Source organism: Polaribacter vadi (assembly GCF_001761365.1).
GTDB classification, from domain to species: domain Bacteria; phylum Bacteroidota; class Bacteroidia; order Flavobacteriales; family Flavobacteriaceae; genus Polaribacter; species Polaribacter vadi.
In genome coordinates, this window is sequence record NZ_CP017477.1 from 3,543,380 (window position 1) to 3,568,054 (window position 24,675).

Genomic DNA, 24,675 nt, shown 5'->3' on the forward strand with positions numbered 1-24,675 from the left:
CTTTAGAGTTTATCAATAAAGATAATTCATATTGTGCAAAGCTTTTGTATTTTTACCCTTTATAATTTTTACCTATGAACATTCATTTTATTGCAATTGGAGGAAGTGCCATGCATAATTTAGCAATTGCTTTACACCAAAAAGGATACCAAGTTTTTGGAAGTGATGACACCATTCACAATCCGTCAAAAGCTCGATTAGAAAAATATGGTTTATTACCAAAAGAATTTGGTTGGTTTCCAGAAAAAATATCGTCAGATTTAGATGTGATTATTTTAGGAATGCATGCAAAAAAGGACAATCCTGAATTGTTAAAAGCACAAGAATTAGGGTTGAAAATTTATTCTTATCCAGAGTTTTTATATGAACAATGTAAAAATAAAACGCGTGTTGTAATTGGGGGTTCTCATGGAAAAACAACCATTACTTCTATGATTTTGCATGTGTTAAATTATCATGAAAGAGATGTAGATTATATGGTTGGTGCACAATTAGAGGGGTTTGAAACGATGGTTCATCTAACAGAAGAAAACGATTTTATGGTTTTAGAAGGTGATGAATATTTGAGTTCGCCCATTGATATGCGTCCTAAATTTCATTTATATAAACCAAATATCGCACTTTTAAGTGGCATTGCTTGGGATCATATTAACGTTTTTCCAACCTTCGAAAATTATAAAGAACAGTTTAAAATCTTTACAGATTCCATGATAAATGGAGGAAGTATGGTGTATAATATTGAAGATGAACATGTGAAAGACATTGTAGAATCTTCTGAAAACCACATTAAAAAATATCCTTACGAAACACCCAATCATTTTATAGAAAACGGAATTACATATCTAGAAACTGCAGAAGGGAATTTACCTTTAGAAATTTTCGGAAAACATAACTTACAAAATTTAGCAGGTGCAAAATGGATTTGTCAACATATGCAAGTTGATGAAGACGATTTTTACGAAGCAATTGCAAGTTTTAGTGGCGCAAGCAAGCGTTTAGAGAAAATTGCTGAAAGTAATTCAACCGTAATTTTTAAAGATTTTGCCCATTCACCTAGTAAAGTTGCTGCCACTACAAAAGCAGTAAAAGAGCAATACTCAGAAAGAACTGTTTTGGCATGTTTAGAATTACATACGTATTCTAGCTTAAATGCCGAATTTTTAGCAGAATATAAAGGAGCACTAGATTTTGCAGATAAAGCAGTTGTTTTTTATTCTCCTGATGCTGTTAAAATTAAACAATTGGAAGAAGTTACTCATCAACAAATTGCCAATGCTTTTGAAAGAGAAGATTTGGTTATTTATACCAATCCAGCAGCTTTTAAAGAGTTTTTGTTTGCTGAAAATTTAACAAATTCAGCAGTTGTTTTAATGAGTTCTGGTAATTATGGAGGTTTAGATTTTGATGAAGTTAAGGGGTTGGTTTAGCTTTTTTTAAACCTAACTGAACCAATTTTTCATTTTGCCAATTTTTATCGGTTGTCCTTTTTACGAGCCAGGTTCTTTTTTCTTTATCAAAAATTGAATCTTTAATGATTTTTAATCTTTGTTTTATAAAAAGTTTTGTTTCAATTTTTTTATGAAACTTTTTACTGTTAGCATTATTTTCGATGTTTTTTGTAAAGAAGTCAATATATTCTTTTGATTCCTTAGTTTCTATATATTTTAACGATTTAGGATGGTTAAAAATAACAGCACAAGAGGCTAAGAAGCAATTTAAAGGATTTTTAAGGTTGATAAAATCATTAAAAGCCGATTTTGCAGTAGTTTTTTTAGAAAGTAAAAAAACATCATAGGCATTTCTTAAAGAAATATCTTTGTAATGAAAACCTTTATCATTTATCTGTTTAGCAATAATGGATAAATTTAGTTGATTTTTAAAACTCAAAAAATGAATGCCATGAATGATTTGTGCATCTTTTTTAATATACCTATAATTGAATTCATCTGCATACTCTTCAAGTAATAATTCCTTGTGAATTTCTACAGCTGCAATATTGTTTGCTTTTTGTAGCCTTGGATAATGTTTAAACTGTGGAAAATCATAGGTTGTATCATGAACTTTAGAATACTCGAAATTTTGTAAAACCTCTATAGCTTTCGGATATTCCTCTTTAGAGAAAATAAAATCAATATCACCCACCATTCTTTCAGCAATATCTTCATACAAGCCTTCTAATAAATTTCCTGTTCCTTTTAAGAAAATAGGAGTGATGTTATTTGACAATAATAATTCATTAATTTCTTTAGCTTGTTCTATAATTTGCTCATTTCTATCACGATTTAAATCAGTTATATATATCATATACTCAACCAAATCTGTTGGTAGATAATGTAGAAAATCAGCTTTTTTAAAGTTGCAATATAAAGCAGGAAAAACAAAATGAGCTGTGCTAACTTTCACAACAGCATCCCAATCAATAGAATTTGATTTTAGTTCTTTTTCAACGATTTTTTTATGATGTTCTTCGTGATTAATTGTCAAACATTTTCCAACAAAAAGTAAGGTTTCTTTATAAGTCATTGTCAAATATTTTAGTAACCGTTTTTATCATTTCTTCATTATTAGAATAGGTTAATTGATAGCAATTTAAACCACCAAACCAATCTAAAAATAATTGAGCATTTTCTTTTTTGGGTGATAACCAGGAATCTGGAATTAGTTGCTGAAAAGCATCAATTTTAGAAATCTTTTTACACCTAAGTTTTGCCTCTTTTTCATATTTGATAAAAACCAAATCGTTGCAAGGTATATGTGCAAAGAAATTAGCGTTATTTGGTTTTAAATAACGAACAACTTTATTCAATCTTGTAAAATTATACTCTTTACTAGTTGCTAGTTCAGGGTAAATTGGCATCAACGTTTTTAAACTATTTTGTTTGATAGATATGGATGCAGGAAAACTATATACTTCTTGTTTTTTTGCATCAACAGGAACAAAATCATCTGCCAAACAAGTAAAACCATTAGCCTGTAAAAGTGCTAAAGAAGTACTTTTTCCATTGCCAGAATCACCTAAAAATAACATTGATTTTTTTCCATTACTAATAGCAGATGCATGAAAAACTCCCAACCATTCCTCTTCTTTCTTTTGATGTATTTTTTGAATGATTTCCATTGAAAACTTTCCTTGAAAATAATGAACATCATGATGACTCCAAGATCCAATATAGTCTTTATCTACATACAGAAATATAAAATTGCTATTGATAAAAACTTCAAATTCATTGTCAAAATTTTCAACAGCATCAATTACCAAATGCTCAAATTTAGGATGTATTAAAGATTGCTCTTTTTCGTTTAAATAAGAGATTTTAAAAATAACTTCATTTATTTTATAGAAGGTTACAAAATTATAAGAAGATGGTTTTTTTATGTCTCTATCATCGTTAATAACTTCTTTTTTAGTGTTATTATTAGGTTCGTAAAGTTTCTTTTTTAGATTTAGAATAAAATCTTCAGCTTTTTCTAAAGGGACATCTAATTTTTTTGAAAGTGCATTTGCTATAATTTCTACAGAAATTCCTTTGCTTAATCTTTTTAAAATATCGGCTGTAGTATTTTCTAAGACTACATATTTGTTGGTGTTTTCAAACCAAGCAATCGTTTTGTCTTCGATAACTTTATACAGCGTTTTCATTGATTTCATAGTTGATAAATATACTTACAATAAATATATAAAAATAAAAACGCCTCAAAAATTTTGAGGCGTTTAAAGTTGAAATAATTTTTATTAAAATCCAGTTCCAGGATCTTGAGGAACAGATGCTGCTTGTGCTTTTTGTGGATTTAAAATCATATAGGTTCCTAAAGCAGTTAAAGCTGCATATTTTCCGTAATTACCTATTTTTTTAATAGCTTCTTTACGAGTAATTTCTTGTTTATTGTCTATGTTTTTTTGCATAATTTTTTATTTAAAATCTCGTAATTATTCTAAGGTTATTTTTTTGTTTAAGCTACCAGTTTCAGTTTCTAATTGAACAATGTAAATTCCTGGAGATAATGCAGGTAGAGTAATATCTTGAACTCCATTAGAAGTAAATGAATTCTCTAAAACTTGCTTTCCTAAAATAGAATATAATTTAATAGAAGCTTTTCCTTGAGAGATCCCAACAATTCTTAAATTAGAATTGGTTGTTTTGTAGATGCTGATGTTATCCATATTTAAAGAATCAACACTCAAAGCACTACTGTTTTTTGTATGTAGATAAAAACGTCCAATTCCATCTAAAGCAACATCCGATGTTACTTTGTAAGTACTATTTACCTCATCTAATCTTGTAAAGGTATTGGTAAGTCTATCTTCTAAATATACATTGATATCAGCAGGAAGGTTTAAAGCTTCTGCAGAAAAAGAAATTTCTTTATTAGCATCAACAATTAAACCAATAGGAATTACCATGTTTTCATGGTTTGAATTTGGTAAAGATTGTAATTGATATTTTTTACCATCACTTTCAACTAAATCAGAATATAATGAAAAACTGTAAGAAACACCCCCAAATAATTTACCATCATAACCTGCATCATATCCTTTTGTAGTGTTATCAATATATAGAATTCTCGCAAACCTTTCATTATTCCCTTGACTAGCGGTTAAAATAATTTCAGGTCTTGTATTTGTTGATTTTTGAAATGTATCTGAACTCTGATGAGATGCATCAGCAATTTCAAAAGTTACATTAGCTGCTGAAGTGGCTTCTACAAAAAATCCTTGACCTGGTGCTATTTCATAAGCAGAATCAGCACTAGAAGTTTTAGTTGTATAGGATGAGCCATTCCAGAAATAAAAATCTGTATCTATATTTGCAGAATTTGTAGTGTAAAAAGTTCCTAGCGTAATAAATGCAGTAAATGGGTTCCCTATTAAATTAAAATTATTAACACCTTGTGTTAGTAAAAAAGTTTGATCAGAATTATAGATACCTGTTCCTGTAAAGGAGATATTACCTGCACCTGACCTTATTATACCATATCCACGACCAACTGCAAAAGGGCTTGAAGTCCCTTCTTCCATATATCTCCAAAAACCTGTTGCACTATCTGCAGTACTAGCTCCATCAGAATCTGTATCAGAAGATGAATTGTCATACCAACTTATACCTCTGTTATCTACATCTTGCGTGCTTGATGGTATAGCATTATTTGTTACCCATGTGTTATTATAATTTTCATCAATTACAGGTGAAGACATATAATACCATTGACTACCATTTGTTAAAGCTCTATTATAAGTTACTGTTCCAGAAAGTGTCCCAGTGGAAATTAAAGTAGCACCAGAATTTATTGTAGCTGAATTAACAGTAACAGCTGTGCTAACTGTAGGTTGATTTGAAGTTTTCAAAATTTGAACATCATCACTAGCTGTTGGTGCAGTTCCTGTGCTCCAATTAGAGCCTGTTGTCCAAGAATTATCAGTTGCTCCTGTCCAAGTTAGGGTAGAAAAAGGTAAGTTTGAAGAATTATATCTTCCTGGAGAAGCTGTAACAGGGTTTGATGAAATTGTAGAATGTTTTACAAAAGTTCCAGTTAAATCATCGTTTCTTCCAATTGATTCAGCAGAATTAGCTTCACTCCCATAAGTATATGTTGCTATTGTTGTTGCTCCAGAATTTGCAAGTGTAACAGTATCTCCTCCATTGTTTAAAGAAAGAGTTCCAGCTGTATCTGCAAAACCTGATATTCCTGTTGGAGTTCCATCTCCAAAAATAACAACAGAACCTCCTGCTGGTATTGTAATTGCACCAAAAGTATATCTAACAGAACCTGCATCAGAAATTGTGTAACCAGTTAAATCGTGAGAGGTAATATCTAAATTAACTAACTCAACAAACTCATCATCACCAGTATCTATAGTTCCATCTCCATTTGCATCAATACCAGTTGGATCCGCTAAAATTTCATTGATAATAATGTTTGGTAAATCATCGTCTTCATTCGTAACTATTGTTGTTACATCAGCAACTGGGGCATAAGCATTATCAGAAGAAGCATCATCTACAGCTACAGTTATAGTAACATCTACGTTTCCATCAGCTAAAGCATCATCAACTCCAGTTGCTGTAATAGTTTGTGGAGTATTCCAGTTTGCGTTAGTAAATGTAAGTGTTGCAGGAGAAACTGTCACTTCTCCAGTATCTCCACTTGTAATATTTAAAACTACGTCTGTAGTAGGTTCTAGATTAAGAACTGCTGTAAAAGTAGCAGTTGTAGTATCTTCTTTTGTATTATTAGAAGCTGTACTTAAAGTGATACCTGGTGTAGGAAGTGTTACTGTAAAAGATGATGTTGTGTAGCCTTGGCTACCACCATTTTCAGAAAATTCAAAACCAACTACAAGCGTGTTTACTCCTGAAACATCTAAATTTAAAATTGAATAGTTAACATTATCCCCATCTGCAGAAGGTATATCAGCTGTTTCAACCCTTGCACCTCCATCAAGAATATAAAAATATTTGAATTTATTTTCATTAGCTCCAGAATTAACAGATAATGCAGAAATATCAACGGAAGTAATTGCAGATACATCTATATTTTGGCTTTGGAAAATTCCTTGCCCTCCCCAGTCATCAGAAACTAAAGCACCTCCATCTACTTTAAAAGAGTTTGCTGACGTATCAGAACTAGGAGTAGTTGTATAAGACAAAGACCATTGGTTACCAAAACTTCCAAAAGGCCCAACAGAAGCAGGTGCATCAACTGGTGGAGAGAGATCTGATGTATGGTCTGCAAAACCATCTCCATCATTTGAGAAATCAGCATTATAAATTTGTGCTGATAAAGTTGAAATTGAAAAAGCAAAGACTAAAGTCAATGCAATTTTTAATGAGTTTTTCTTTTTCATAATTTGTTAATTTTTGTTAAAAATACAAAAAATTAATAGAAAATAAAACCAGAAAAAATGTTTAACTATAACTTAATCAGGATTTAAACTTATAATAAAGTCAAATTTAATTATTTTTAAAAAAAAGGAATGGATAAAATTGATGATACGAAAAGTTTTGATTTTCCCATTAATCATACAACCTCAACTCTTATTTTTAGGTTCTTTATAAACATCAATATGCCTTTTAATTGTTTTTTTTAATTTTAAGGAAGGCTCGTACTTGAGTTGGAATTTCTGTATGGTTGTCTTTACACTTAAATGTAATGATATAAGATTTTGTTAATAATTGCCTCTAGTTTAGCATCTTGTTAGGGGCTTGTTCGTGTCTTTCTCCCAAAACAATGTATTTTTTGAAAATACAGTCCTAGCTCTCTCGAAGAAGACTCGAAGGAGACTCGAAGAAAACCCCCTAAAAAATTGAATTTTGTGTCATGTTGTGTAATTGTGTGTCAGGATGTGTTAGAATATGTCAAAATCTTTCACAAAGCATCCATTTTCGGAGTGCCTAAATATCAAAGAATTTTAGGATTTAGATATGATTATTTCATCAATAAAAATCTAAAAATGGGTGAGTCATTTAATTATTTCTCCAAAAGAAAGGAGTAAACAAAATTAGCACTGTAAAAAGTTCTAATCGACCAATTAACATTAAAAAAGAACAAAACCATTTTGCTGCAGCACTAAGATGTGCAAAACTATCTACAGGGCTTACAGAGCCAATTGCTGGGCCAATATTACCCAAAGAAGAGGCTGCTGCACCAATGGCAGATAAAAAATCTAACCCTAATAAAGTTAAAATTACAGAGGCTATGATAAAAATTAGCATGTAAATGATAAAAAAAGAAAGAATGTTAAAAACAATGGTTTGGTTTACAGATTTACCATCATAACGTACTGGAATAATAGCATTTGGATGCAATGCTTTTTTAAATTCTAAAAAACTATTTTTAAGCATTATAATATGTCTAACCACTTTTACACCTCCACTTGTAGAGCCTGCAGAACCACCTGTAAAAAATAAGGCAAAGAAAATTCCTGTTGCAAAGAAACTCCACATAGTAAAATCTGCAGTAACAAAACCAGTGGTGGTAACTACAGAAGTCACCATAAATAATGCATGTCTTATGGCACTTTCTGCTTCACCATACACTTTTGGATGAGCAATGGTAGTTTGCAAGTTTGGGTCTTGGAAAAAGTAAATTATAATGGTAATAAATGCGGAAACACCAATAATTCCGAATAAATAATATTTAAATTCTTCACTCTGAAAAACTTTTTGAATTTTCCCTTTTAAAGCAAAATAGTTTAAGACAAAATTGGTACCTGCAACCAGCATAAAAAAGATGATAATATATTGTACAAATGGTAAGTTGTTATAAAAAGCAACACTATTATTTTTGGTTGAAAAACCACCTGTACTTACAGTTGCCATTGCATGATTTATAGCATCGAACCAAGTCATACCAGCAAATTTTAATAGAAGAAATTGTGCAAAAGTTAATACTACATAAATTAAATATAAACGTTTTGCAGTATCTGTTATTCTTGGATGTAGTTTATCTGCAGAGGGTCCAGGAGCTTCAGCCATAAATAGTTGCATTCCTCCAATTCCTAACAGTGGTAAAATAGCAATAGTTAAAACGATAATTCCCATTCCACCAATCCAATGGGTGGCAGATCTCCAAAACAGAATTCCTTTTGGCATGGATTCAATATCTATTAAAATTGAGGATCCTGTAGTTGAATACCCAGAAATTGTTTCGAAAAAAGCATCTGTAATACTGGGGATTGCTCCTGATAATAAATAAGGCAACATTCCTGTTATAGATAAGGTTAGCCAACCTAAAGTAACAATTAAATAACCTTCTTTTTTATGAATATTTGTGTTGGTAGGTTTGTTAAAAGTAAAAAGTAAAAGACCAATAAGAAGTGTAATAACTCCTGCATTTAAAATTCCCCAAGCTTCAGGTTCTAAATTAAAGAAACTAAAAGGAAATGCTATAAACATAAAAAAACCGTTTAAGATGGCTGTAATTCCTAAAAATCGATAAATTATTTTTAAATTTAAAGTACCCATTTTTTATTTGAATAGTTTTTCTACGGTAGAAATTGCTTCTGGCAAACAGAAAACAATTACTTTATCTCCACTTTGTATTTGCATGTCCCCATAAGACATTAAAGCTTTTCCATCTCTAATAATACCTCCAAAAACTGCTTCTCTTGGAAAACGTAAATCTCTAATTGGTTTTTCTGTAACTTTTGCATTTGGCTTTACTTCAAACTCAAAAACTTCAGCATCTATATTATGTAGATTTGCTAATTCTAAAATACCACCTTTTCTAATATGTTTAAAAATATTACTAGCTGCAATTAGTTTTTTGTTAATTAAAGATTGAATTCCAATAGTTTGAGAAATATCAATATAATCCATATTTTCAACTAAAGCAATTGTCTTTTTAACACCTTTAGATTTTGCTACTAAGCAAGACATTATATTGGTTTCAGAATTACCAGTAACAGCTACAAAAGCGTCCATTTCTCTGATGTTTTCTTCTTCTAAAAGTTCTAAATCACGTCCATCGCCATTTATAATTAAAGTGTCGCATAAAGTTTCAGCAAGTGCTTCTGCTTTTTCTCTATTTTTTTCTATCAACTTCACTTTAAAATTATCTTCACAAAGATGTCTTGCTGTTTTTTCGCCAATGCTACTTCCACCAAGAATCATTACATTTTTAATGTTGAATTGTTCTTTACCAATAATGGGATATAAATCTTTAATGCTATAATTGGGTACAGAAAAATACACTTGATCATCTAAATTATAAACAGTATCTCCTCTAGGAATAATGGTTTGCGATACATTTTCTCTTTTAATGGCAATTGTAATAAAATCTACGTTTTTAAATTTTTGTTTTGCTTCCTTTACAGTTAAATCTACCAAAGGAGATTTGTAAGAAAGCTCAGTTCCCATAACATTAAACAGACCACTTTCAAACTGAACAGTATCGTTAAAAGAAGATTGATTTAGCAACATTTTTATTTCGTTCGCTGCTAATTCTTGTGGAGAAATCATAAAATCTAATCCGAACTTGGTAAAATCTACTTCGCAATTGTGTAAAAATTCAGGATTATCAATTCTTGCAATCGTTTTTTTTGCGCCCAAAGATTTACCAATCACAGAAATCGTAAAATTTGTGTTCTGACTTTCTGTGACAGCAATTAATAAATCAGCAGAATCGATACCAATTTCTTTTAGCAATTTTATGGAAGTAGCATCTCCTTTTTTGGTAATTACATCCAAATGATTGTTGAGATATTCTAATTTATCACCATCAAAATCAATGATATAAGTATCTTGAGATTCGTAAGAAAGTAATTTCGCTAAATGAAAACCAACATCTCCAGCACCTGCAATTATAATCTTCATATTTTAAAAATAGAAATAGTTTACAAAGATAAGAAGAGTTAAGGAGGTAACGTAATAAAATACGTTTTTTAGCATTTTCAAGGTTTTTTGTACATTTATAAAAATTGATGATGGAAAAACTCACCATAAAAACCTGGGCTTTAGATGACAGGCCAAGAGAAAAATTAGTGGCAAAAGGTAAATTGGCTTTGTCTGATGCAGAATTAATTGCAATTTTAATTGGTTCTGGAAATAGAAACGAAAGTGCAGTCGGTTTATCGAAAAGAATTTTACAATCTGTAGATGGTAATATTAATGCTTTAGCAAAATTATCCGTAGAAAAATTATGCGAATTTAAAGGAATTGGAGAAGCCAAAGCAATATGCATTATTACTGCTTTAGAAATTGGTAAAAGAAGACAATTGGAAATTGCACTCGAAAAACCCAAAATTAATTCAAGTAAAAATGGTTTTAATTTGATGCAACCCATTATTGGGGATTTAGAACACGAAGAATTTTGGGTATTATTTTTAAATAATTCTAATAAAGTTTTAGCAAAAACACAAATTAGCAAAGGTGGTTTAACAGCTACGATTGTAGATATAAGGTTGCTTTTTAAAAGAGCCTTAGAGCTTTCTTGTGTTGCAATTATTGTGTGTCATAACCATCCTTCAGGAAAATTACAACCCAGTAATGCTGATAAACAAATTACGCAAAAAATAAAAAACGCTGGTGTAACTTTAGATATTAAATTGTTGGATCATTTAATCATTACTGAAAAAGATTATTTTAGCTTTGCAGATGAAGGGATTTTGTAGGATGCAGAACATAGTTTGCAGTAAAACAGTTTGCAGTAGACAGTCATCAATAGACTGATTACTGCCAACTGAAGACTGCCAACTGATGACTGAAGACTGCCAACTAAACAAAAAAATGATACTAGTTTACACACATAAAATTACACCAAGAATTCGTTATATTTTTAAGCATCTTCTTACAAGAATTTTATTGATTCCTGTAGATTTTACTTCTAAGGTAGAAGAATTTGTGGCGCATAATGGTCCAAAATTGTCATATACAAAAACACCTTTAGGAGGCGAATTTTTTATAAAAAGTAATCCGTTATTATTTGAGCAAGGTGTAAACGATTTAGAAATTACGCTAAATAAATGGGATGAGGTTCCTTGTTTTTTTTCCACCAATTTAAAATCGGCAATTCCTTTTGATATTTTTGCAGCAAGTTTTTATTTGGTAACTCGTTATGAAGAATATTTGCCACACGTAAAAGACGTTCATGGACGTTATTCTGCAGAGCAAAGTTTAGCCTATAAAAAAGGTTTTTTAGAAAAACCTGTAGTTGATATTTGGGCGTATAAATTTTTAAAATTACTGAAAGAAAAATTCCCAGAATACGAATGTAAAACAAGAACCTACAACTATATTTCTACGATTGATATAGACAATGCTTTTGCCTATAAACATAAAAGTTTGATACGAAGTTTAGGTGGTTTTTTTAACGATTTATTCAAGTTTAGGCTGTTAAATGTATTATATCGATTAGCAGTTATTTTTAATTTAAAAGACGATCCTTTTGATACGTTTCAAAAAATATTAAGACTTAAAAAAGAATACAATGTAAAAACTATTTTCTTTTTTTTAATTGGCGATTATACCACTTTTGATACCAATGTTTCTGCTTCAAAAAGTAAATATAGATTGCTGATTAAACAAATGGGCGATTATGCAAAAGTAGGTTTGCATCCTTCTTATTTTACGATGGAAAAAGCGAAACTTTTAAAGAAAGAAAAAGAGCGTTTAGAAAGTATTACAAACTCGCCAGTAAAAAGTTCAAGGCAGCATTATTTAAGATTTAGCTTGCCAGAAACGTATCAACATTTAATAGATTTAGAAATCGAAGAAGATTATTCTATGGGCTATGCAAGCAATGTTGGGTTTAGAGCCAGCACTTGTACCCCTTTTTATTTTTACGATTTGGATTTTGAGATTCAAACGCCTTTAAAAATATTTCCTTTTGCTTTGATGGATACTACTTTAAACGATTATATGAAGTTAACGCCAAAGCAATCTTTAGGTAGAATTAGAGACTTAAAAAACGAAGTGCAAGCTGTAAATGGAACTTTTATAACGCTATTTCATAACGAAAGTTTAAGCGATTATTTACGTTGGAAAGGTTGGAAACGTTTATATGAATCGATGTTAAAAGTAGCCAACTCTTAAATGATAAAATACATAAAAAGACAAGATTTAAATGTCGTGAAATACGATGCCTGTATAGAGGATTCTCTACAAAGTAGAATTTATGCTTTTTCTTGGTATTTAGATATTGTTGCAGACAATTGGGATGTTTTGGTTTTGGATGATTATAAGGCTGTAATGCCAATTCCTATTCGAAAAAAATATGGCATTAAATATGTATATCCACCTTTTTGGTTGTTAGAATTGGGCGTTTTTTCTTTGGATGATTCCATTGATTATCAACCTTTTTTTGACATGCTTTTTAAGAAATTTAAAGCTGTAGAAACAAGATTAAATGTTGATAATAGGATTCAAAAATCAGCAACTTTTATGTTGGATAAACAAATGCAGCTATTATCTATTAAAGATGATTATGAAGCTGTTTTTGATGGGTATAGAAAAGATAGGAAAAAAGATTTAAGAAAAGCGCAAAACGCAAATTTAGTAGAAAAATGGGGAGATTCTCCAAAGAATTTAATTCAGCTTTTTAAAAATAATGTAGGCAAAAGAACGCCATATATTACGAGTAAAGACTACACCGTTTTAGAGGAATTAATGGAAACGTTTATGAATAATGGAGTAGGAGATATCCTATCCATTTACAATAAAAAAAATACATTGGTTGCAGCTGGTTTTTTCTTAAAACATAAAAATAAAGTAACTATTTTAGTTTCGTCTACAGATTTTAATCATCGTAAAAATGGCGAGAATACTTTTTTAATAGATCGTGCAATTTTTAAATATCAACATAATTATGATATTTTTCATTTTGGAGGTTCATCCATGGAAAGTATTGCAAAGTTTTTCTTAAGCTTTGGTGCAGAAACGCATACGTATCAACAAATAAAATATAGTAATTTGCCTTTTTGGGTAAAATTATTTAAAAGCTAAAACTTGTTTTTAGAAAAATAAAGATACCATTGAGCAATAATTTCGTTGTAATCTTTAGACATTCTTTGAAATTTAAGCTTTTTTAAACGCATTTCATCAACCATTTGTTGGGTAATGGGTTTGTAATTATTCCAATCATTTTTTTCTAAAACTTTTTGTTTGATAAATGTTGGCAACAAAGGCTTAATTTTATTTTTAATCTTCTGTAGTTCGATTGCTTTTGTAGTGGGTTGAATTTCCTTTTTAAAATATACATTCTGTGGTTTAAAATACGTTTTAATTAAAACATCATCAAAAAGTGTTTTCATTACTTTATATTTTATGGGTACAGTTTTAAAGAAATTTAGCAGCTCTTTATCCCAAAAAGGAAAGCGATATTCATAACCAAAAAACGCATAAAAACTAGCTGAATTAAAAACGTATTTTGCTATTCTTTCTTTAATATTATAATCTTCAAAAACTGTTTCTGGTAGTTTTTGATGATAGCTTTCATCGAATCTTTTTAAATTTTTTGTAAGTTCTTTTTTTAATTTTATTTCATCTTGGTTTGATAATTTATAATTATCTAATTTTTTTGCAAGAATTAGGCTTTCAATTTCTATTGTTTTTAAATTTTCAGGTATTGTTTTGTAAAACTCGCTACCTCCTAAAATGTCGCCAGCAAAACCAGGAATAAAAATGGCGTCATCAGTAATTATTTTTTCTTTTTGTAGATGTTTAATTGCGAAATATTCTTGTAAATAGGGCATTGAAGATAATTTACCTGCAAAATGAGCATATTCTTTAAACTCATCTGTGTGTATATATCCTTCAATTAATTTAGAATTATATTCAACAAAAAACCATTTGAAACCTAATGCTTTTGCTGCTTTTTTTGAGTTTTCTATTTCAAAACTGTTTTTATTCCCATAGGTAAAACAGATTACATTTTTATACTGATGTTTTTTTAACATTACAGCAATTAATCGAGAATCATAACCACCACTTAAAGGAATTACAGCAGTTCTATTATTTAAAGATGTAATAAATCTTTTAAAAGAATTTTCGAAAGCAATAACTGCTTTGTTTTTTAACTCATCATAAGAATCGGAACTTTCTTTAGGTATGGCATAAGAATAAAAGAAATTACTTTCTACAATTGTATTATTTTCTACAATTAAAGATTCACTTGGCTGTATTTGAAAAACATTTTTTAACAATGTTTTTTTACCATGTGTGTAATTAGATGCTTTGAATTCAATTTCTGACAACCCATCAAAATCATCAATTTTAAAAAGATTTTTAAGGTAAAAAATGTCATCACTAAAATATAGTTGGTTGTTTTGTAAAGTATAAAAAATAGGGAATGATCTTGTAAGATCAGATGCTGAAAAAATCTTGTTTCCATCCTTAAAAACAAGGGTAAAAACACCATTTAATTCTGATAAAAGTTCTTTAAATTGATGACTATTCTTAATTTTAGAAACATAATTTAAAGCATTTTCTTTTTCGTAAAAGAGATCATCAACATAAAAATATCCTTTAAAAAAGAAAGTTGCTGTTTTGTACCACTTAAAACCTTTGTTATTTTTTAAAGTTATGTTCATATTATTTGTACGCAATTTTTTTCTCTTTCGCTGTTTTTAAAAGATAGATAAAAATAAGGATATTGAACAACATACCTACAAGAGAGAAAAAAATTAATGAAATTACAATATCATTATAATAATAATAGCCTAAAAACAAACCTAAAAATCTAAAAATTAATAGTAAAACATCAAAAATAACCATGGTTTTTTGCTTGTTTAAAATCATGATTAAAGAGTTTATTGGGTTGCTTAAAAAAGCAAAAAATAACCATGGAATTAATATTCTAGCATACAAACCAACATCTTGCCAATCGTCTCCAAAAAGAAAATCTAAATAAAAAGAAATTACAAAAAGAGGTATAAATATAAAAGCACTAATCAACAATAAATTTTTAGCTGTCTTTTTTACAAGTGTGTGCAAATTACCATCTTGATTATAAACTTTACTTGCTTTATTAAAAAAAACTTGACTTACAGATTGCTGAAAAATGCCAACTGGAGCTCTCATAAATTTTATAGCCAACCCATAAATTCCAGAACTTGCCAATCCAAAATATTTGGTGATTAACAATACAGGAAGCTCATTAGAAAGATTGTTTGTTAAATTGATTATCGTGTTAAAAACAGGAATATCTTTATATTTTTTAGCCAGAAAAAGCATGTTTTTAAAAGAGATTTCTTTACGAGCACTCTTTATAGATTTTACTGAAACTTTTAGTAGAAAAAGTAATTGTAAAAATTGCCCTAAAAGCATACCAGGAATTAAACCTATCCCATTAAATGCACTAAAACCAGTTGCAACTTGAGCAACACTCATTGTAGAAGACTTTACCAACAATCCTTTAGAGATGTTTTTAAAGTTATTCATTCTATTATTCCAATAATCAAAAATAGAAACACTCCCAAAAAGCAAAACGCTTAAAGGCAAAAGATAAATGAAATTTGCAAGTTTATGAATATTAAAAAAATCGGCTATTTGATCATTAAAAATAAAAAGTATTAGTAACAGTAAAATTGAATAACCAATTAAAACAATTAAAGAAAAACCTAATAAATTAAGAGCATCTTTATTTTTTTTCGGTAAAACAATCGCAAACTCGTATTGTAATGTTGCTAAAGGTTTCAATATAATAGTGGCTGATGAAAACAGCATGTAAATTCCAAAAAGTTCGGTAGAAAAAAGCCTTGTAAGTATTAAAATTGATGCATAGATTACTATTTGACTCAAAGCAGAACCTGTTACTAATGTTAATACATTTTTAACAAACTCTTTTTTTAAAAAAGAAAATAGTTGCATATTACCTACTTAAATAGTGGAAATCAAATATACCTTAAATGATAAATATAAAGCACGTCTTTTTTGATTTAGATCATACTTTATGGGATTTTGAGAAAAATTCTGATTTAACTTTTGAAAAAGTGTTTAAAAAACAACAAATAAATACAGATCTAAATGCTTTTTTAGAAGTTTACAGACCTATAAATCTGGAGTATTGGCGATTGTTTAGAGATGAAAAAGTATCAAAAAAAGAATTAAGATATGGTAGACTTAAAAAAGCTTTTGATAGTATAAATTACACTATTTCAGACGATTTAATTGATACAATTGCTATTGAGTACATTGAGTATTTATCAGATTTCAATCATCTTTTTGAGGGAACTTTCGAAATTTTAGACTATCTAAAAGATAAATATCAATTGCATATTATTACAAACGGATTTGAGGAAGTTCAGTATAAAAAAATGAAGAGTTCTAAATTGCTGCCTTATTTTGATGCGATAATTACATCAGAATCTGTGGGCGTTAAAAAACCGAATCCTAAAGTTTTTCATCATGCTTTAAAAGTTGCCAACGCAAATCAAGAAAATTCAATTATGATTGGGGATAGTTTAGAAGCAGATATTTTTGGAGCGATTAATATTGGCATGCCAGCAATTTATTGCAATTTTAATAATGATGTTAAAACAAGCGATTCTTACACAAGTATTACATCGCTTTTAGAATTAAAGCAATATTTATAAAAATAAAAGCGTTATGTATCTAAATGAAATACCCTTTGAAATTTCCTAAAAATATAGCCTTAATCTTCAGCCTATTTATATTAATAAGTTGTGCAGAATCCTTAGATTTCAAGCAAATTGAAGCGTATACATTAAAACCTGTTTTCACTACTGCTTTAGTCTCTTTTAAAGCAAAACCTATTCAATTTTTTGATTCTTCTGGAACTATTCAAAAAAACAGTGTTTCTGATGTTTTTGAATTTAAAGGTTTTGATGAAAATTACCTTAGAAATAATGTTGTAAAGTTGATTTTTAATGCAGAATTTAAAAATGAATTTGATAGAGATGTTACAATTCAGGTAGATTTTTTGAATCGTAATAATATTATTATTTATTCTTTTTCGCCCATTTTTGTAGAAAGTTTCGATGTAAATCCAGCTCCTTATGAAGAGGAAATTATAATTGCTGATAATCTTCAAGTCTTAAATGCGACTCAAGTAAAAATTACGGCATCTCTAGAAAACACAACAACGCAGCTAAATCCTACAGATACAAGTGAATTTGATTTTAAATCTTCTGTAACACTATTTATAGAATCAGAATTTTAAGATGAAGAAACTTTTATTTTTATTACTGATTTTATTTGCGCTTAAAATTACGGCTCAAAACAAACAAATTTTGTACAATTTTGCAGAATTACCACAAACGCTTCTGTTAAATCCTGCATCAGAAACTAACTATAAATTTCATGTTGGAATTCCTTTTTTGTCTAATATTTCAATACAAACTGGTTCTAAAGGATTTGTGTTGTCAGATATTTTTGCTGTGGATAATCGAAATATTAATGATAAAATATCTGAAGTTATCAGCAATTTAAAAACGAACGATTTTATAAAATTAAACACACAAATAGAAGTTATAAGTGGTGGTTTTCGCTTAAACGATAAAACCTATATTAATTTCGGTTTTTATGAGGAAATAGATGCTTTTGGCTATTATCCTAAAGATATTTTAACTTTGCTTACTGAAGGAAACAACGCTTTTATCAACAAAAATTTTAGAATTTCTCAAATATCATATCAATTAGATGTTTTGGGAGTTCTTCATGCAGGATTCTCAAAAAAAATTGATGAGAAACTTACATTAGGAGCTAGATTTAAAATGTATTCTTCTGCATTCAATATGCAATCGACCAACAACACAGGAACTTTTTCAACTTATGAAAGCACAAATAATTTGTACACAAGTTATTTCAATGCCGTAAATTTAAATGCAAGAACTTCTGGTTTGGTCAATTCAGAAACAAATCAATATATAGAAGATACAAGTCAATATTTAAAAAATACTTTTTTTGGTGATAATTTAGGTTTGGGTTTTGATGTAGGTTTTACCTATCATATGTCTCCTCAGCTTGAGATTTCTGGGAGCATTTTAGATGTGGGTTTTATCAACCATAAAACTAATATAAAAAACACAAAAGTAGAAGGTAATTTTGTATATGAAGGTGTAAATTTTACGTTCGATCCAGATAATCCAAGAAATTATTGGGGAGAAATAGATCAACGTCTTAAAGAACAATTACCTATTACTGAAGATCAAGAATCCTATATTTCTTGGAGACCCACAAAAATAAATGCTGCATTAAAATATAGTTTTGGAGAGAGAAGGAGCAAGGTTTGTTATGATAATAGCTTCAAAGATTTTTATACAGATGCTTTGGGTTTTCAATTGCACACTGTGTTTAGGCCTTTCAATCCACAATTGGCTTTCACTGGGTTTTATCAAAAATCAATCACCAATAAACTTCATACAAAATTTACATATACAATCGATGATTTATCTTTCACCAACATTGGTGCAGGTTTGTCAGCACAAATTGGGAATGTTAATTTTTATGGAATGGTAGATAATCTATTATCCTATAGAAATCTATCAGCAGCAAATAGTTTATCTTTGCAAGTAGGTTTTAATTTAATATTTAATTAAAAATGATTAAAAAAACAATCTTTTTACTGATGCTTTTAGTGAGTAATTCGCTTTTAAGCCAACAAACCAATTTAAATAAATATCAATATATTATTGTAGCAGATAAGTTCGATTTTTTGAAAGAAGTAGATCAATATCAAACAAGTTCCTTGACTAAATTTTTACTAGAAAAGAAAGGGTTTGAAGTTTTTTTAAGTAATCAAAAATTGCCTCAAGACTTAAATAACAATAGATGTTTATCATTATTTGTTAGTGTAAAAGACAATTCTAGCATGTTTACAATTAAAAATACCATAGAATTTAAAGATTGTTATGGTAAAGTTGTATATAGTTCAGAAGAAGGAAAAAGTAAATATAAAGATTATAAAAAAGGATATCAAGATGCTATTAGAAATGCTTATGAATCAATGGAGGATTTTGAATACAGTTTCAATCCTACTTTAATTTCAGAGGAAAAAGCGGTTGAAAAAGAAGAAATAATTGCTAAAAATATTTCTGATGAAGTTGTAAGTAATGTTGTGGCTTCTCCTAAAGTTATTATAAATTCTGAAGATAAAAATACTGAAACTACCAAAGGTAAAGACTTAACAACTCTATATGCGCAAACCATAGAAAATGGATTTCAATTAGTAAATACAAAGCCAGAAGTTATTTTTATACTTTTAAAAACGAATATAAAAGACACGTATTTAATTAAAGATAAAAATGGAAGTTTTTATAAAAAAGATACTATTTGGGTTGCTGAATATTATTTAGACAATAAGTTAGTGAAAGAAGAGTATCAAGTAAAATTTTAATAATTATACTTGTTTTTCCATCGTTGTTTTAACGTTTCTTTAAACTGATTTTCTCTTTGGTTATTTCCTGGTTCATACAATTTTGTTCCAGAGATTTCATCAGGTAAAAATTCTTGTGCTATAAAATTATTTGGATAATCGTGAGAATATCTATATTCTTTTCCATAATTCATGTCCTTCATTAGTTTTGTAGGCGCATTTCTTAAATGAAGAGGTATAGACAAATCACCAGTTTTTTGAACCAAATTTTGAGCATTTCCTATCGCTAAATAAGAAGCATTACTTTTTGGTGAGTTTGCTAAATACACTGCACATTGGCTTAATATAATTCTAGATTCAGGATAACCAATTACAGAAACTGCTTGAAAGGTGTTATTTGCCAAAATTAGCGCAGTTGGGTTTGCATTGCCAATATCTTCAGAGGCAGCAATTAATAGCCTTCTAGCAATAAATTTAACATCTTCTCCACCTTCAATCATTCTAGCCAACCAATAAACAGCTCCATTAGGATCACTTCCTCTAATCGATTTTATAAAAGCAGAAACAATATCATAATGTTGCTCACCAGTTTTGTCATATCTAACTGTATTTTTCTGAATCTTTTCTAAAACTAATTCATTAGTAATTTCAATTTCATCATCAGCAGAAACTAACAGCTCAAAAATATTTAAGAGTTTTCTTGCATCACCACTAGAAACTTGTAATAATGCATCTGTTTCTTTTAAAGTTATTTTTTTGGTCGATAAAATAGCGTCTTTTCCCATAGCTCTATGCAATAAAGCTACTAAATCATTTTTATCAAACGAATTTAAAATATAAACTTGACAACGAGAAAGTAGGGCAGGAATTACCTCAAAACTTGGGTTTTCTGTAGTTGCTCCAATTAAAGTTACCCAACCTTTCTCTACAGCACCTAATAAAGAATCTTGTTGAGATTTGCTAAATCTATGAATTTCATCAATAAACAAAATAGGATTTTTTGCTGTAAATAATCCACCACTATTTTTAGCTTTTTCAATAACTTCCCTAACATCCTTTACACCAGAACTTATGGCACTTAAGGTGTAAAATGGACGTTTAGATTCTGTTGCAATAATATTAGCAAGCGTAGTTTTTCCTATGCCTGGAGGGCCCCATAAAATCAAAGAAGGTATTATTCCTTGTTTGATTAATTTTGTTAAAACACCATTTTTACCCACCAAATGTTGCTGGCTAATATAATCTTCAAGTGTTTTTGGTCTAATTCTTTCTGCCAAAGGTTCATTCATGGTGTAAAAATAATAAAGATTTATGACAGAATTTGTAAAAAAACCATTTGGTTCATTTTTTGTTATTTTTATGTTGATGAATGATGAGAACCATTTAAAAATATCGAAGTCAGTTTTTTTTATACCAGTTGTTTATATAGTGGCAATTTGGTTTATTTATTGGGTTGAAATATATTTCTCCTTCAATTTTAATAAGTTTGGAGTCTATCCAAGAACTTTAAAAGGTTTTAGAGGTGTTTTCTTTACACATTTTATACATAGTAACACAAGTCATCTCTTTAATAATTCTATTCCTTTATTTGTGCTATTAACCAGTCTTTTTTACTTTTATAAAGATTTAGCATATAAAATACTTCTAATAGGAGGCTTTTTTACAGGATTTTTAACTTGGGTTATAGCAAGAGATTCCTATCATATAGGAGCAAGTGGAATTGTATATTTATTATTTAGTTTTATTTTCTTTAGCGGAATTATAAGAAAACATTTTAGGTTGGTTGCTTTATCTTTAATAATCATCTTTCTTTATGGAAGTATGATTTGGTATGTTTTTCCAATAAAAGAGGGGATGTCTTGGGAAGGACATTTATCAGGTTTTTTAGTTGGATTAATTTTTGCAATACTCTTTAGAAAAAAAGGAATTGTTAAAGAAGAACATCAGTTTATAGAAACAGAATTCGATTTATTGTTTGATGAACATGGAAATTTTTCCCCACCTGAAATTAATGAAGAAATTCCAAAAAATACCATTGACGAAAAAATTGATTAATTTTTATTTCTTTTTTTGATTTGAAGAAACGTATAATTTTATCGATTTAAAGAGTTTTTTTAAAAAAAACAGAATCTAATTCTTTAGGATCTTTATGCAGTAAATTATTATATACTTAAACTTTTTTAATAATTTTAATATTAAAAGTTCAATGAATGAAATTTATCTTCTTTTAAATGAATTAATAAAAAAAACTTAAAAATTACAGTTTTCTGTAATCTTTAAGTTTTATATGAACTAGATATTAAAATTTAATTTTAGCGATCTAATTTTTAATTATTTTAAGAACTCTATAATTTTCATCAGATATAACTTTAACAATATATATTCCGTTTTTTAAATTTTCTAAATTTATGTTTTTAGAATTTGTTTTGCTTAAAACATTTTTTCCTGACACATCATACACATTAATTACATCAATATGCATGTTGAAATTTAAATAACTATTTGTAGGATTTGGATATACACGTAACTTATCTGAGAATAAATTATCAACAGATAAAATTTTACTACAATTATCAGAAATAGAATTTACATTTTCAATGATACCTGTGTTATTAAAAGTTTTACCTTCAAAACCTTTATAATCTAAAGCGTATCTATGAGCTCTAAAAGCGTTATTTCCAACAGCTTCTGTAAATTGATTGTAATTAATATTGCTTCCGACAGGTATTATGTAAACCCAAATTACATTACCATCTCTATCAACTTCTGTAATTCTTCCATAACTAGTCTCATTAATCAAAGCATTTCCATTAGCCATTATTTGAACACCAGATTGGGCAGTTTCCCATACAACTTTATTTAAAATAGTCCCATCCCAAGACCAGAAATAATCAGTTGGTAAAAATTTGCCAGATCCTGTGCTGTATACTCCATTTGTATCATTCTGATCTATAATATGTATAGAAGAAAAAGTAGTACTTGTTCCATATCCATCATTATTAAACACTGACATTTTACCTTTATCAGGACCTTCAGTAATCCATTTTATATCATGTTGTTTTCCTAATTTTCTATCATTTATTGTTCCTTTATTATATACTTCAGGATTTCCCCATCTCCAAAGAAAATCTCCACCTTTTCCATAATTACCTCCAGAATGAGAAGCTGCTTGAGCAGTTGTTGTACTATGGTCTATTACAAACACCTCCTTTAAATGTCTTGCTGAAATTGCAATTTGATCTAAACTTGGATTATAATCAATTGCATTTGCATGTATTGGATTCGAACCTTCTCCATCTTCATAATTCATGTTTAGCAATTGAGGATTGTTAGCAACTGAACCATAATTAGGTTTAGAGCTATCAAATTCTTGAACTAAATGATCAAAAAGTTTCCACTCCCAAACTACATTAGCACTATTTGTGCCCACTGGTTCTATTTCTACAATTTTTTCTAATGCTAAAACATCATTAGGATAAGAGGTATCCATACCAACAGCAAACATTTCTATATCAGTATAGTTATCTTTAACCAATACTAAAAAGTTTCCATTTGGTAAAGGCTGTATATCATGGTGAATCCTAAAGCCAAGTTCACTTTGATAATTCAGACTCCAAAGAATATTATTATCCCAATCTCTAATTTCTGCATAGGTTCCTGAACTCTGAAATATGTTACCATTTTCTAATATATAATAATTTCTTGCGTTATCGTCTGGAAAACTCCATTGATGAACTACTTCACCACAATTATTAATTAATAAAGTTCTAGTATCAGAAATAGGGTTAATTAGAGTGTAACCATTTGACTTCGTTTTATTGATATCATTAAATACTAATCCAATGGTTTCTTGAGCGAAATTAAGTTTAAAAACAAATAATAAACTTAAAAAAATTATATTCCTCATATATTTTATATTTTATGCAAAAATAATTAAACACGTTATGATTTCCTAATTTACCCTTGTTGTATTTTTAAGTTTAAATTTCAGTAAACATATTAAATTTTAAAAAAAACATTGAATAACGTATTGTTAATTTTTATCTATAATAAATACTTTTTGATTTTTATGTTGATAAATTTGAATAGCTTATAATAAGCTAAATATTAGTTATTGTTCTTTGTCTTACAGACTCATAAAGAAAAACGGCACAAGCTACAGAAACATTTAAAGACGCAATTTCACCTAATAAAGGTAGTTTTGCTTTATAGTCCACTATCTTTAATACGGAAGGATTCACACCTCTATCTTCAGAACCCATAACAATTGCTATTGGCTGATTAAAATCGACTTTATAAACAGAATCTTCTGTTTTTTCAGTAGCTGCAACTGTTTTTATTCCAGATGCTTGTAATAAAAATAAAGCATCTTTAATGTGATCTACTTTACAAATTGGCATTTTAAAAGCAGCACCAGCAGATGTTTTAATGGTTTCTGCGTTTACAGGAGCGCTTCCATTTTTTTGAATAATAATTGCATGTACTCCAGTACATTCAGCAGTTCTAATAATTGCACCAAAATTTCTGACATCAGAAAGTTGATCTAAAACTAGAAAGATAGGTGTCTTTTCAGAATCAACGGTTTGTTCAATAATCTTTTCTAAATCATAAAATTCTACAGGAGATATTTGGGCAACAGCTCCTTGATGGTTACTATTTTTAGATAATCTATCTAATTTCTCTACAGGTACTGTACTTGTTGAAATCTTATGTGTTTTTATGAGCTTATCTAATTCATAGTATAAAGTACCTCTTAACCCTTTTTGAAGGTAAACTTTGTTAATTGAAGAGCCACTTTCAATAGCTTCAATAATTGCTCTTAATCCAAAAATGTTGGTAGTATTTTTTTCCATAGTGCAAATGTACTTAAATGTTATCCAAAAAAAAACCACCAATTTAAATTGG

20 protein-coding genes are annotated in these 24,675 nt (G+C 29.0%); 9 read left to right on the forward strand and 11 right to left on the reverse strand.

Going from position 1 to position 24,675, the window contains the following annotated elements; translation table 11 throughout:
* Positions 1–74: 74 nt before the first annotated feature.
* A complete protein-coding gene (locus LPB03_RS15280; RefSeq protein ID WP_065320263.1) occupies positions 75–1,427 on the forward strand; it encodes a UDP-N-acetylmuramate--L-alanine ligase in 1,353 nt (450 codons plus the stop codon).
* On the opposite strand, the gene LPB03_RS15285 is transcribed toward LPB03_RS15280, so the two are convergent.
* The 6 genes from LPB03_RS15285 to trkA all read right to left on the reverse strand — a co-directional run bounded on the left by LPB03_RS15285 (position 1,411) and on the right by trkA (position 10,313).
* Complete coding sequence (locus LPB03_RS15285; RefSeq protein ID WP_065320262.1) at positions 1,411–2,523, reverse strand: nucleotidyltransferase family protein; 1,113 nt, start codon at positions 2,521–2,523, stop codon at positions 1,411–1,413. The genes LPB03_RS15280 and LPB03_RS15285 overlap by 17 nt on opposite strands.
* Positions 2,513–3,640 carry a hypothetical protein gene (locus tag LPB03_RS15290; RefSeq protein WP_231953111.1) on the reverse strand — a complete coding sequence of 376 codons (1,128 nt, stop codon included), beginning with the start codon at positions 3,638–3,640 and terminating at the stop codon, positions 2,513–2,515. Before LPB03_RS15290 ends, LPB03_RS15285 begins: the two co-directional genes overlap by 11 nt.
* 93 nt (positions 3,641–3,733) lie before the next feature.
* Positions 3,734–3,904: a hypothetical protein gene (locus tag LPB03_RS16790; RefSeq protein WP_170324237.1), complete on the reverse strand. Its 171-nt coding sequence runs from the start codon at positions 3,902–3,904 to the stop codon at positions 3,734–3,736.
* Positions 3,905–3,928: 24 nt separating this feature from the next.
* The gene (locus tag LPB03_RS15295; protein WP_065320260.1) at positions 3,929–6,844 is read right to left on the reverse strand and encodes a DUF8693 domain-containing protein; all 2,916 of its coding nucleotides are present in this window, start codon (positions 6,842–6,844) and stop codon (positions 3,929–3,931) included.
* Positions 6,845–7,463: 619 nt separating this feature from the next.
* Positions 7,464–8,963 carry a TrkH family potassium uptake protein gene (locus LPB03_RS15300; protein ID WP_065320259.1) on the reverse strand — a complete coding sequence of 500 codons (1,500 nt, stop codon included), beginning with the start codon at positions 8,961–8,963 and terminating at the stop codon, positions 7,464–7,466.
* Between the two features lie 3 nt (positions 8,964–8,966).
* The gene (trkA, locus tag LPB03_RS15305; protein ID WP_065320258.1) at positions 8,967–10,313 is read right to left on the reverse strand and encodes a Trk system potassium transporter TrkA; all 1,347 of its coding nucleotides are present in this window, start codon (positions 10,311–10,313) and stop codon (positions 8,967–8,969) included.
* Positions 10,314–10,423: 110 nt separating this feature from the next.
* Here trkA and radC point away from each other — a divergent pair, with 110 nt between their 5' ends.
* The 3 genes from radC to LPB03_RS15320 all read left to right on the forward strand — a co-directional run bounded on the left by radC (position 10,424) and on the right by LPB03_RS15320 (position 13,439).
* On the forward strand, positions 10,424–11,110 hold the full coding sequence (gene radC, locus LPB03_RS15310; protein WP_065320257.1) for a RadC family protein: 687 nt from the start codon (positions 10,424–10,426) through the stop codon (positions 11,108–11,110).
* A 115-nt stretch (positions 11,111–11,225) separates the two neighbouring features.
* Positions 11,226–12,530, forward strand: a complete 1,305-nt coding sequence (locus tag LPB03_RS15315; RefSeq protein ID WP_065320256.1) for a polysaccharide deacetylase family protein — start codon at positions 11,226–11,228, stop codon at positions 12,528–12,530.
* Positions 12,531–13,439, forward strand: a complete 909-nt coding sequence (locus tag LPB03_RS15320; protein ID WP_065320255.1) for a GNAT family N-acetyltransferase — start codon at positions 12,531–12,533, stop codon at positions 13,437–13,439. It abuts the gene before it with no gap.
* On the opposite strand, the gene LPB03_RS15325 is transcribed toward LPB03_RS15320, so the two are convergent.
* Positions 13,436–15,025, reverse strand: coding sequence for an asparagine synthetase B family protein (locus LPB03_RS15325; protein WP_065320254.1), 1,590 nt, complete (start codon positions 15,023–15,025; stop codon positions 13,436–13,438). The genes LPB03_RS15320 and LPB03_RS15325 overlap by 4 nt on opposite strands.
* A gap of 1 nt (position 15,026) precedes the next feature.
* The gene (locus LPB03_RS15330; RefSeq protein WP_065320253.1) at positions 15,027–16,304 is read right to left on the reverse strand and encodes a lipopolysaccharide biosynthesis protein; all 1,278 of its coding nucleotides are present in this window, start codon (positions 16,302–16,304) and stop codon (positions 15,027–15,029) included.
* A gap of 38 nt (positions 16,305–16,342) precedes the next feature.
* Between LPB03_RS15330 and LPB03_RS15335 the strand changes: the two genes are divergently transcribed.
* From LPB03_RS15335 to LPB03_RS15350, 4 genes are read left to right on the forward strand one after another with little or no spacing between them, the layout of a single operon-like run.
* Complete coding sequence (locus LPB03_RS15335; protein WP_065320252.1) at positions 16,343–17,029, forward strand: YjjG family noncanonical pyrimidine nucleotidase; 687 nt, start codon at positions 16,343–16,345, stop codon at positions 17,027–17,029.
* A 35-nt stretch (positions 17,030–17,064) separates the two neighbouring features.
* Positions 17,065–17,616 (forward strand): hypothetical protein, encoded by a 552-nt coding sequence (locus LPB03_RS15340; RefSeq protein ID WP_139059000.1) that lies wholly within the window; start codon positions 17,065–17,067, stop codon positions 17,614–17,616.
* 1 nt (position 17,617) lies between these two features.
* On the forward strand, positions 17,618–18,994 hold the full coding sequence (locus LPB03_RS15345; RefSeq protein WP_065320250.1) for a DUF5723 family protein: 1,377 nt from the start codon (positions 17,618–17,620) through the stop codon (positions 18,992–18,994).
* Between the two features lie 2 nt (positions 18,995–18,996).
* The gene (locus LPB03_RS15350) at positions 18,997–19,791 is read left to right on the forward strand and encodes a hypothetical protein (RefSeq protein WP_083187316.1); all 795 of its coding nucleotides are present in this window, start codon (positions 18,997–18,999) and stop codon (positions 19,789–19,791) included.
* Here LPB03_RS15350 and LPB03_RS15355 read toward each other — a convergent pair.
* A complete protein-coding gene (locus tag LPB03_RS15355; protein WP_065320249.1) occupies positions 19,788–21,059 on the reverse strand; it encodes a replication-associated recombination protein A in 1,272 nt (423 codons plus the stop codon). The two genes, LPB03_RS15350 and LPB03_RS15355, sit on opposite strands and share 4 nt — an antisense overlap.
* Before the next feature lie 22 nt (positions 21,060–21,081).
* Between LPB03_RS15355 and LPB03_RS15360 the strand changes: the two genes are divergently transcribed.
* A complete protein-coding gene (locus tag LPB03_RS15360) occupies positions 21,082–21,825 on the forward strand; it encodes a rhomboid family intramembrane serine protease (protein ID WP_231953112.1) in 744 nt (247 codons plus the stop codon).
* Between the two features lie 265 nt (positions 21,826–22,090).
* On the opposite strand, the gene LPB03_RS15365 is transcribed toward LPB03_RS15360, so the two are convergent.
* A complete protein-coding gene (locus tag LPB03_RS15365) occupies positions 22,091–23,677 on the reverse strand; it encodes an aryl-sulfate sulfotransferase (RefSeq protein WP_065320248.1) in 1,587 nt (528 codons plus the stop codon).
* Positions 23,678–23,870: 193 nt separating this feature from the next.
* Positions 23,871–24,623, reverse strand: coding sequence for a 23S rRNA (guanosine(2251)-2'-O)-methyltransferase RlmB (rlmB, locus tag LPB03_RS15370; RefSeq protein WP_065320247.1), 753 nt, complete (start codon positions 24,621–24,623; stop codon positions 23,871–23,873).
* Positions 24,624–24,675: the final 52 nt, after the last annotated feature.

Excerpts from the sequence above, each read along its gene's own strand:
- LPB03_RS15280 (WP_065320263.1), top strand. The coding sequence starts at position 75 with ATGAACATTCATTTTATTGCAATTGGAGGAAGTGCCATGCATAATTTA.
- LPB03_RS15285 (WP_065320262.1), bottom strand. The coding sequence starts at position 2,523 with ATGACTTATAAAGAAACCTTACTTTTTGTTGGAAAATGTTTGACAATT.
- LPB03_RS15290 (WP_231953111.1), bottom strand. The coding sequence starts at position 3,640 with ATGAAAACGCTGTATAAAGTTATCGAAGACAAAACGATTGCTTGGTTT.
- LPB03_RS16790 (WP_170324237.1), bottom strand. The coding sequence starts at position 3,904 with ATGCAAAAAAACATAGACAATAAACAAGAAATTACTCGTAAAGAAGCT.
- LPB03_RS15295 (WP_065320260.1), bottom strand. The coding sequence starts at position 6,844 with ATGAAAAAGAAAAACTCATTAAAAATTGCATTGACTTTAGTCTTTGCT.
- LPB03_RS15300 (WP_065320259.1), bottom strand. The coding sequence starts at position 8,963 with ATGGGTACTTTAAATTTAAAAATAATTTATCGATTTTTAGGAATTACA.
- trkA (WP_065320258.1), bottom strand. The coding sequence starts at position 10,313 with ATGAAGATTATAATTGCAGGTGCTGGAGATGTTGGTTTTCATTTAGCG.
- radC (WP_065320257.1), top strand. The coding sequence starts at position 10,424 with ATGGAAAAACTCACCATAAAAACCTGGGCTTTAGATGACAGGCCAAGA.
- LPB03_RS15315 (WP_065320256.1), top strand. The coding sequence starts at position 11,226 with ATGATACTAGTTTACACACATAAAATTACACCAAGAATTCGTTATATT.
- LPB03_RS15320 (WP_065320255.1), top strand. The coding sequence starts at position 12,531 with ATGATAAAATACATAAAAAGACAAGATTTAAATGTCGTGAAATACGAT.
- LPB03_RS15325 (WP_065320254.1), bottom strand. The coding sequence starts at position 15,025 with ATGAACATAACTTTAAAAAATAACAAAGGTTTTAAGTGGTACAAAACA.
- LPB03_RS15330 (WP_065320253.1), bottom strand. The coding sequence starts at position 16,304 with ATGCAACTATTTTCTTTTTTAAAAAAAGAGTTTGTTAAAAATGTATTA.
- LPB03_RS15335 (WP_065320252.1), top strand. The coding sequence starts at position 16,343 with ATGATAAATATAAAGCACGTCTTTTTTGATTTAGATCATACTTTATGG.
- LPB03_RS15345 (WP_065320250.1), top strand. The coding sequence starts at position 17,618 with ATGAAGAAACTTTTATTTTTATTACTGATTTTATTTGCGCTTAAAATT.
- LPB03_RS15350 (WP_083187316.1), top strand. The coding sequence starts at position 18,997 with ATGATTAAAAAAACAATCTTTTTACTGATGCTTTTAGTGAGTAATTCG.
- LPB03_RS15355 (WP_065320249.1), bottom strand. The coding sequence starts at position 21,059 with ATGAATGAACCTTTGGCAGAAAGAATTAGACCAAAAACACTTGAAGAT.
- LPB03_RS15360 (WP_231953112.1), top strand. The coding sequence starts at position 21,082 with ATGACAGAATTTGTAAAAAAACCATTTGGTTCATTTTTTGTTATTTTT.
- LPB03_RS15365 (WP_065320248.1), bottom strand. The coding sequence starts at position 23,677 with ATGAGGAATATAATTTTTTTAAGTTTATTATTTGTTTTTAAACTTAAT.
- rlmB (WP_065320247.1), bottom strand. The coding sequence starts at position 24,623 with ATGGAAAAAAATACTACCAACATTTTTGGATTAAGAGCAATTATTGAA.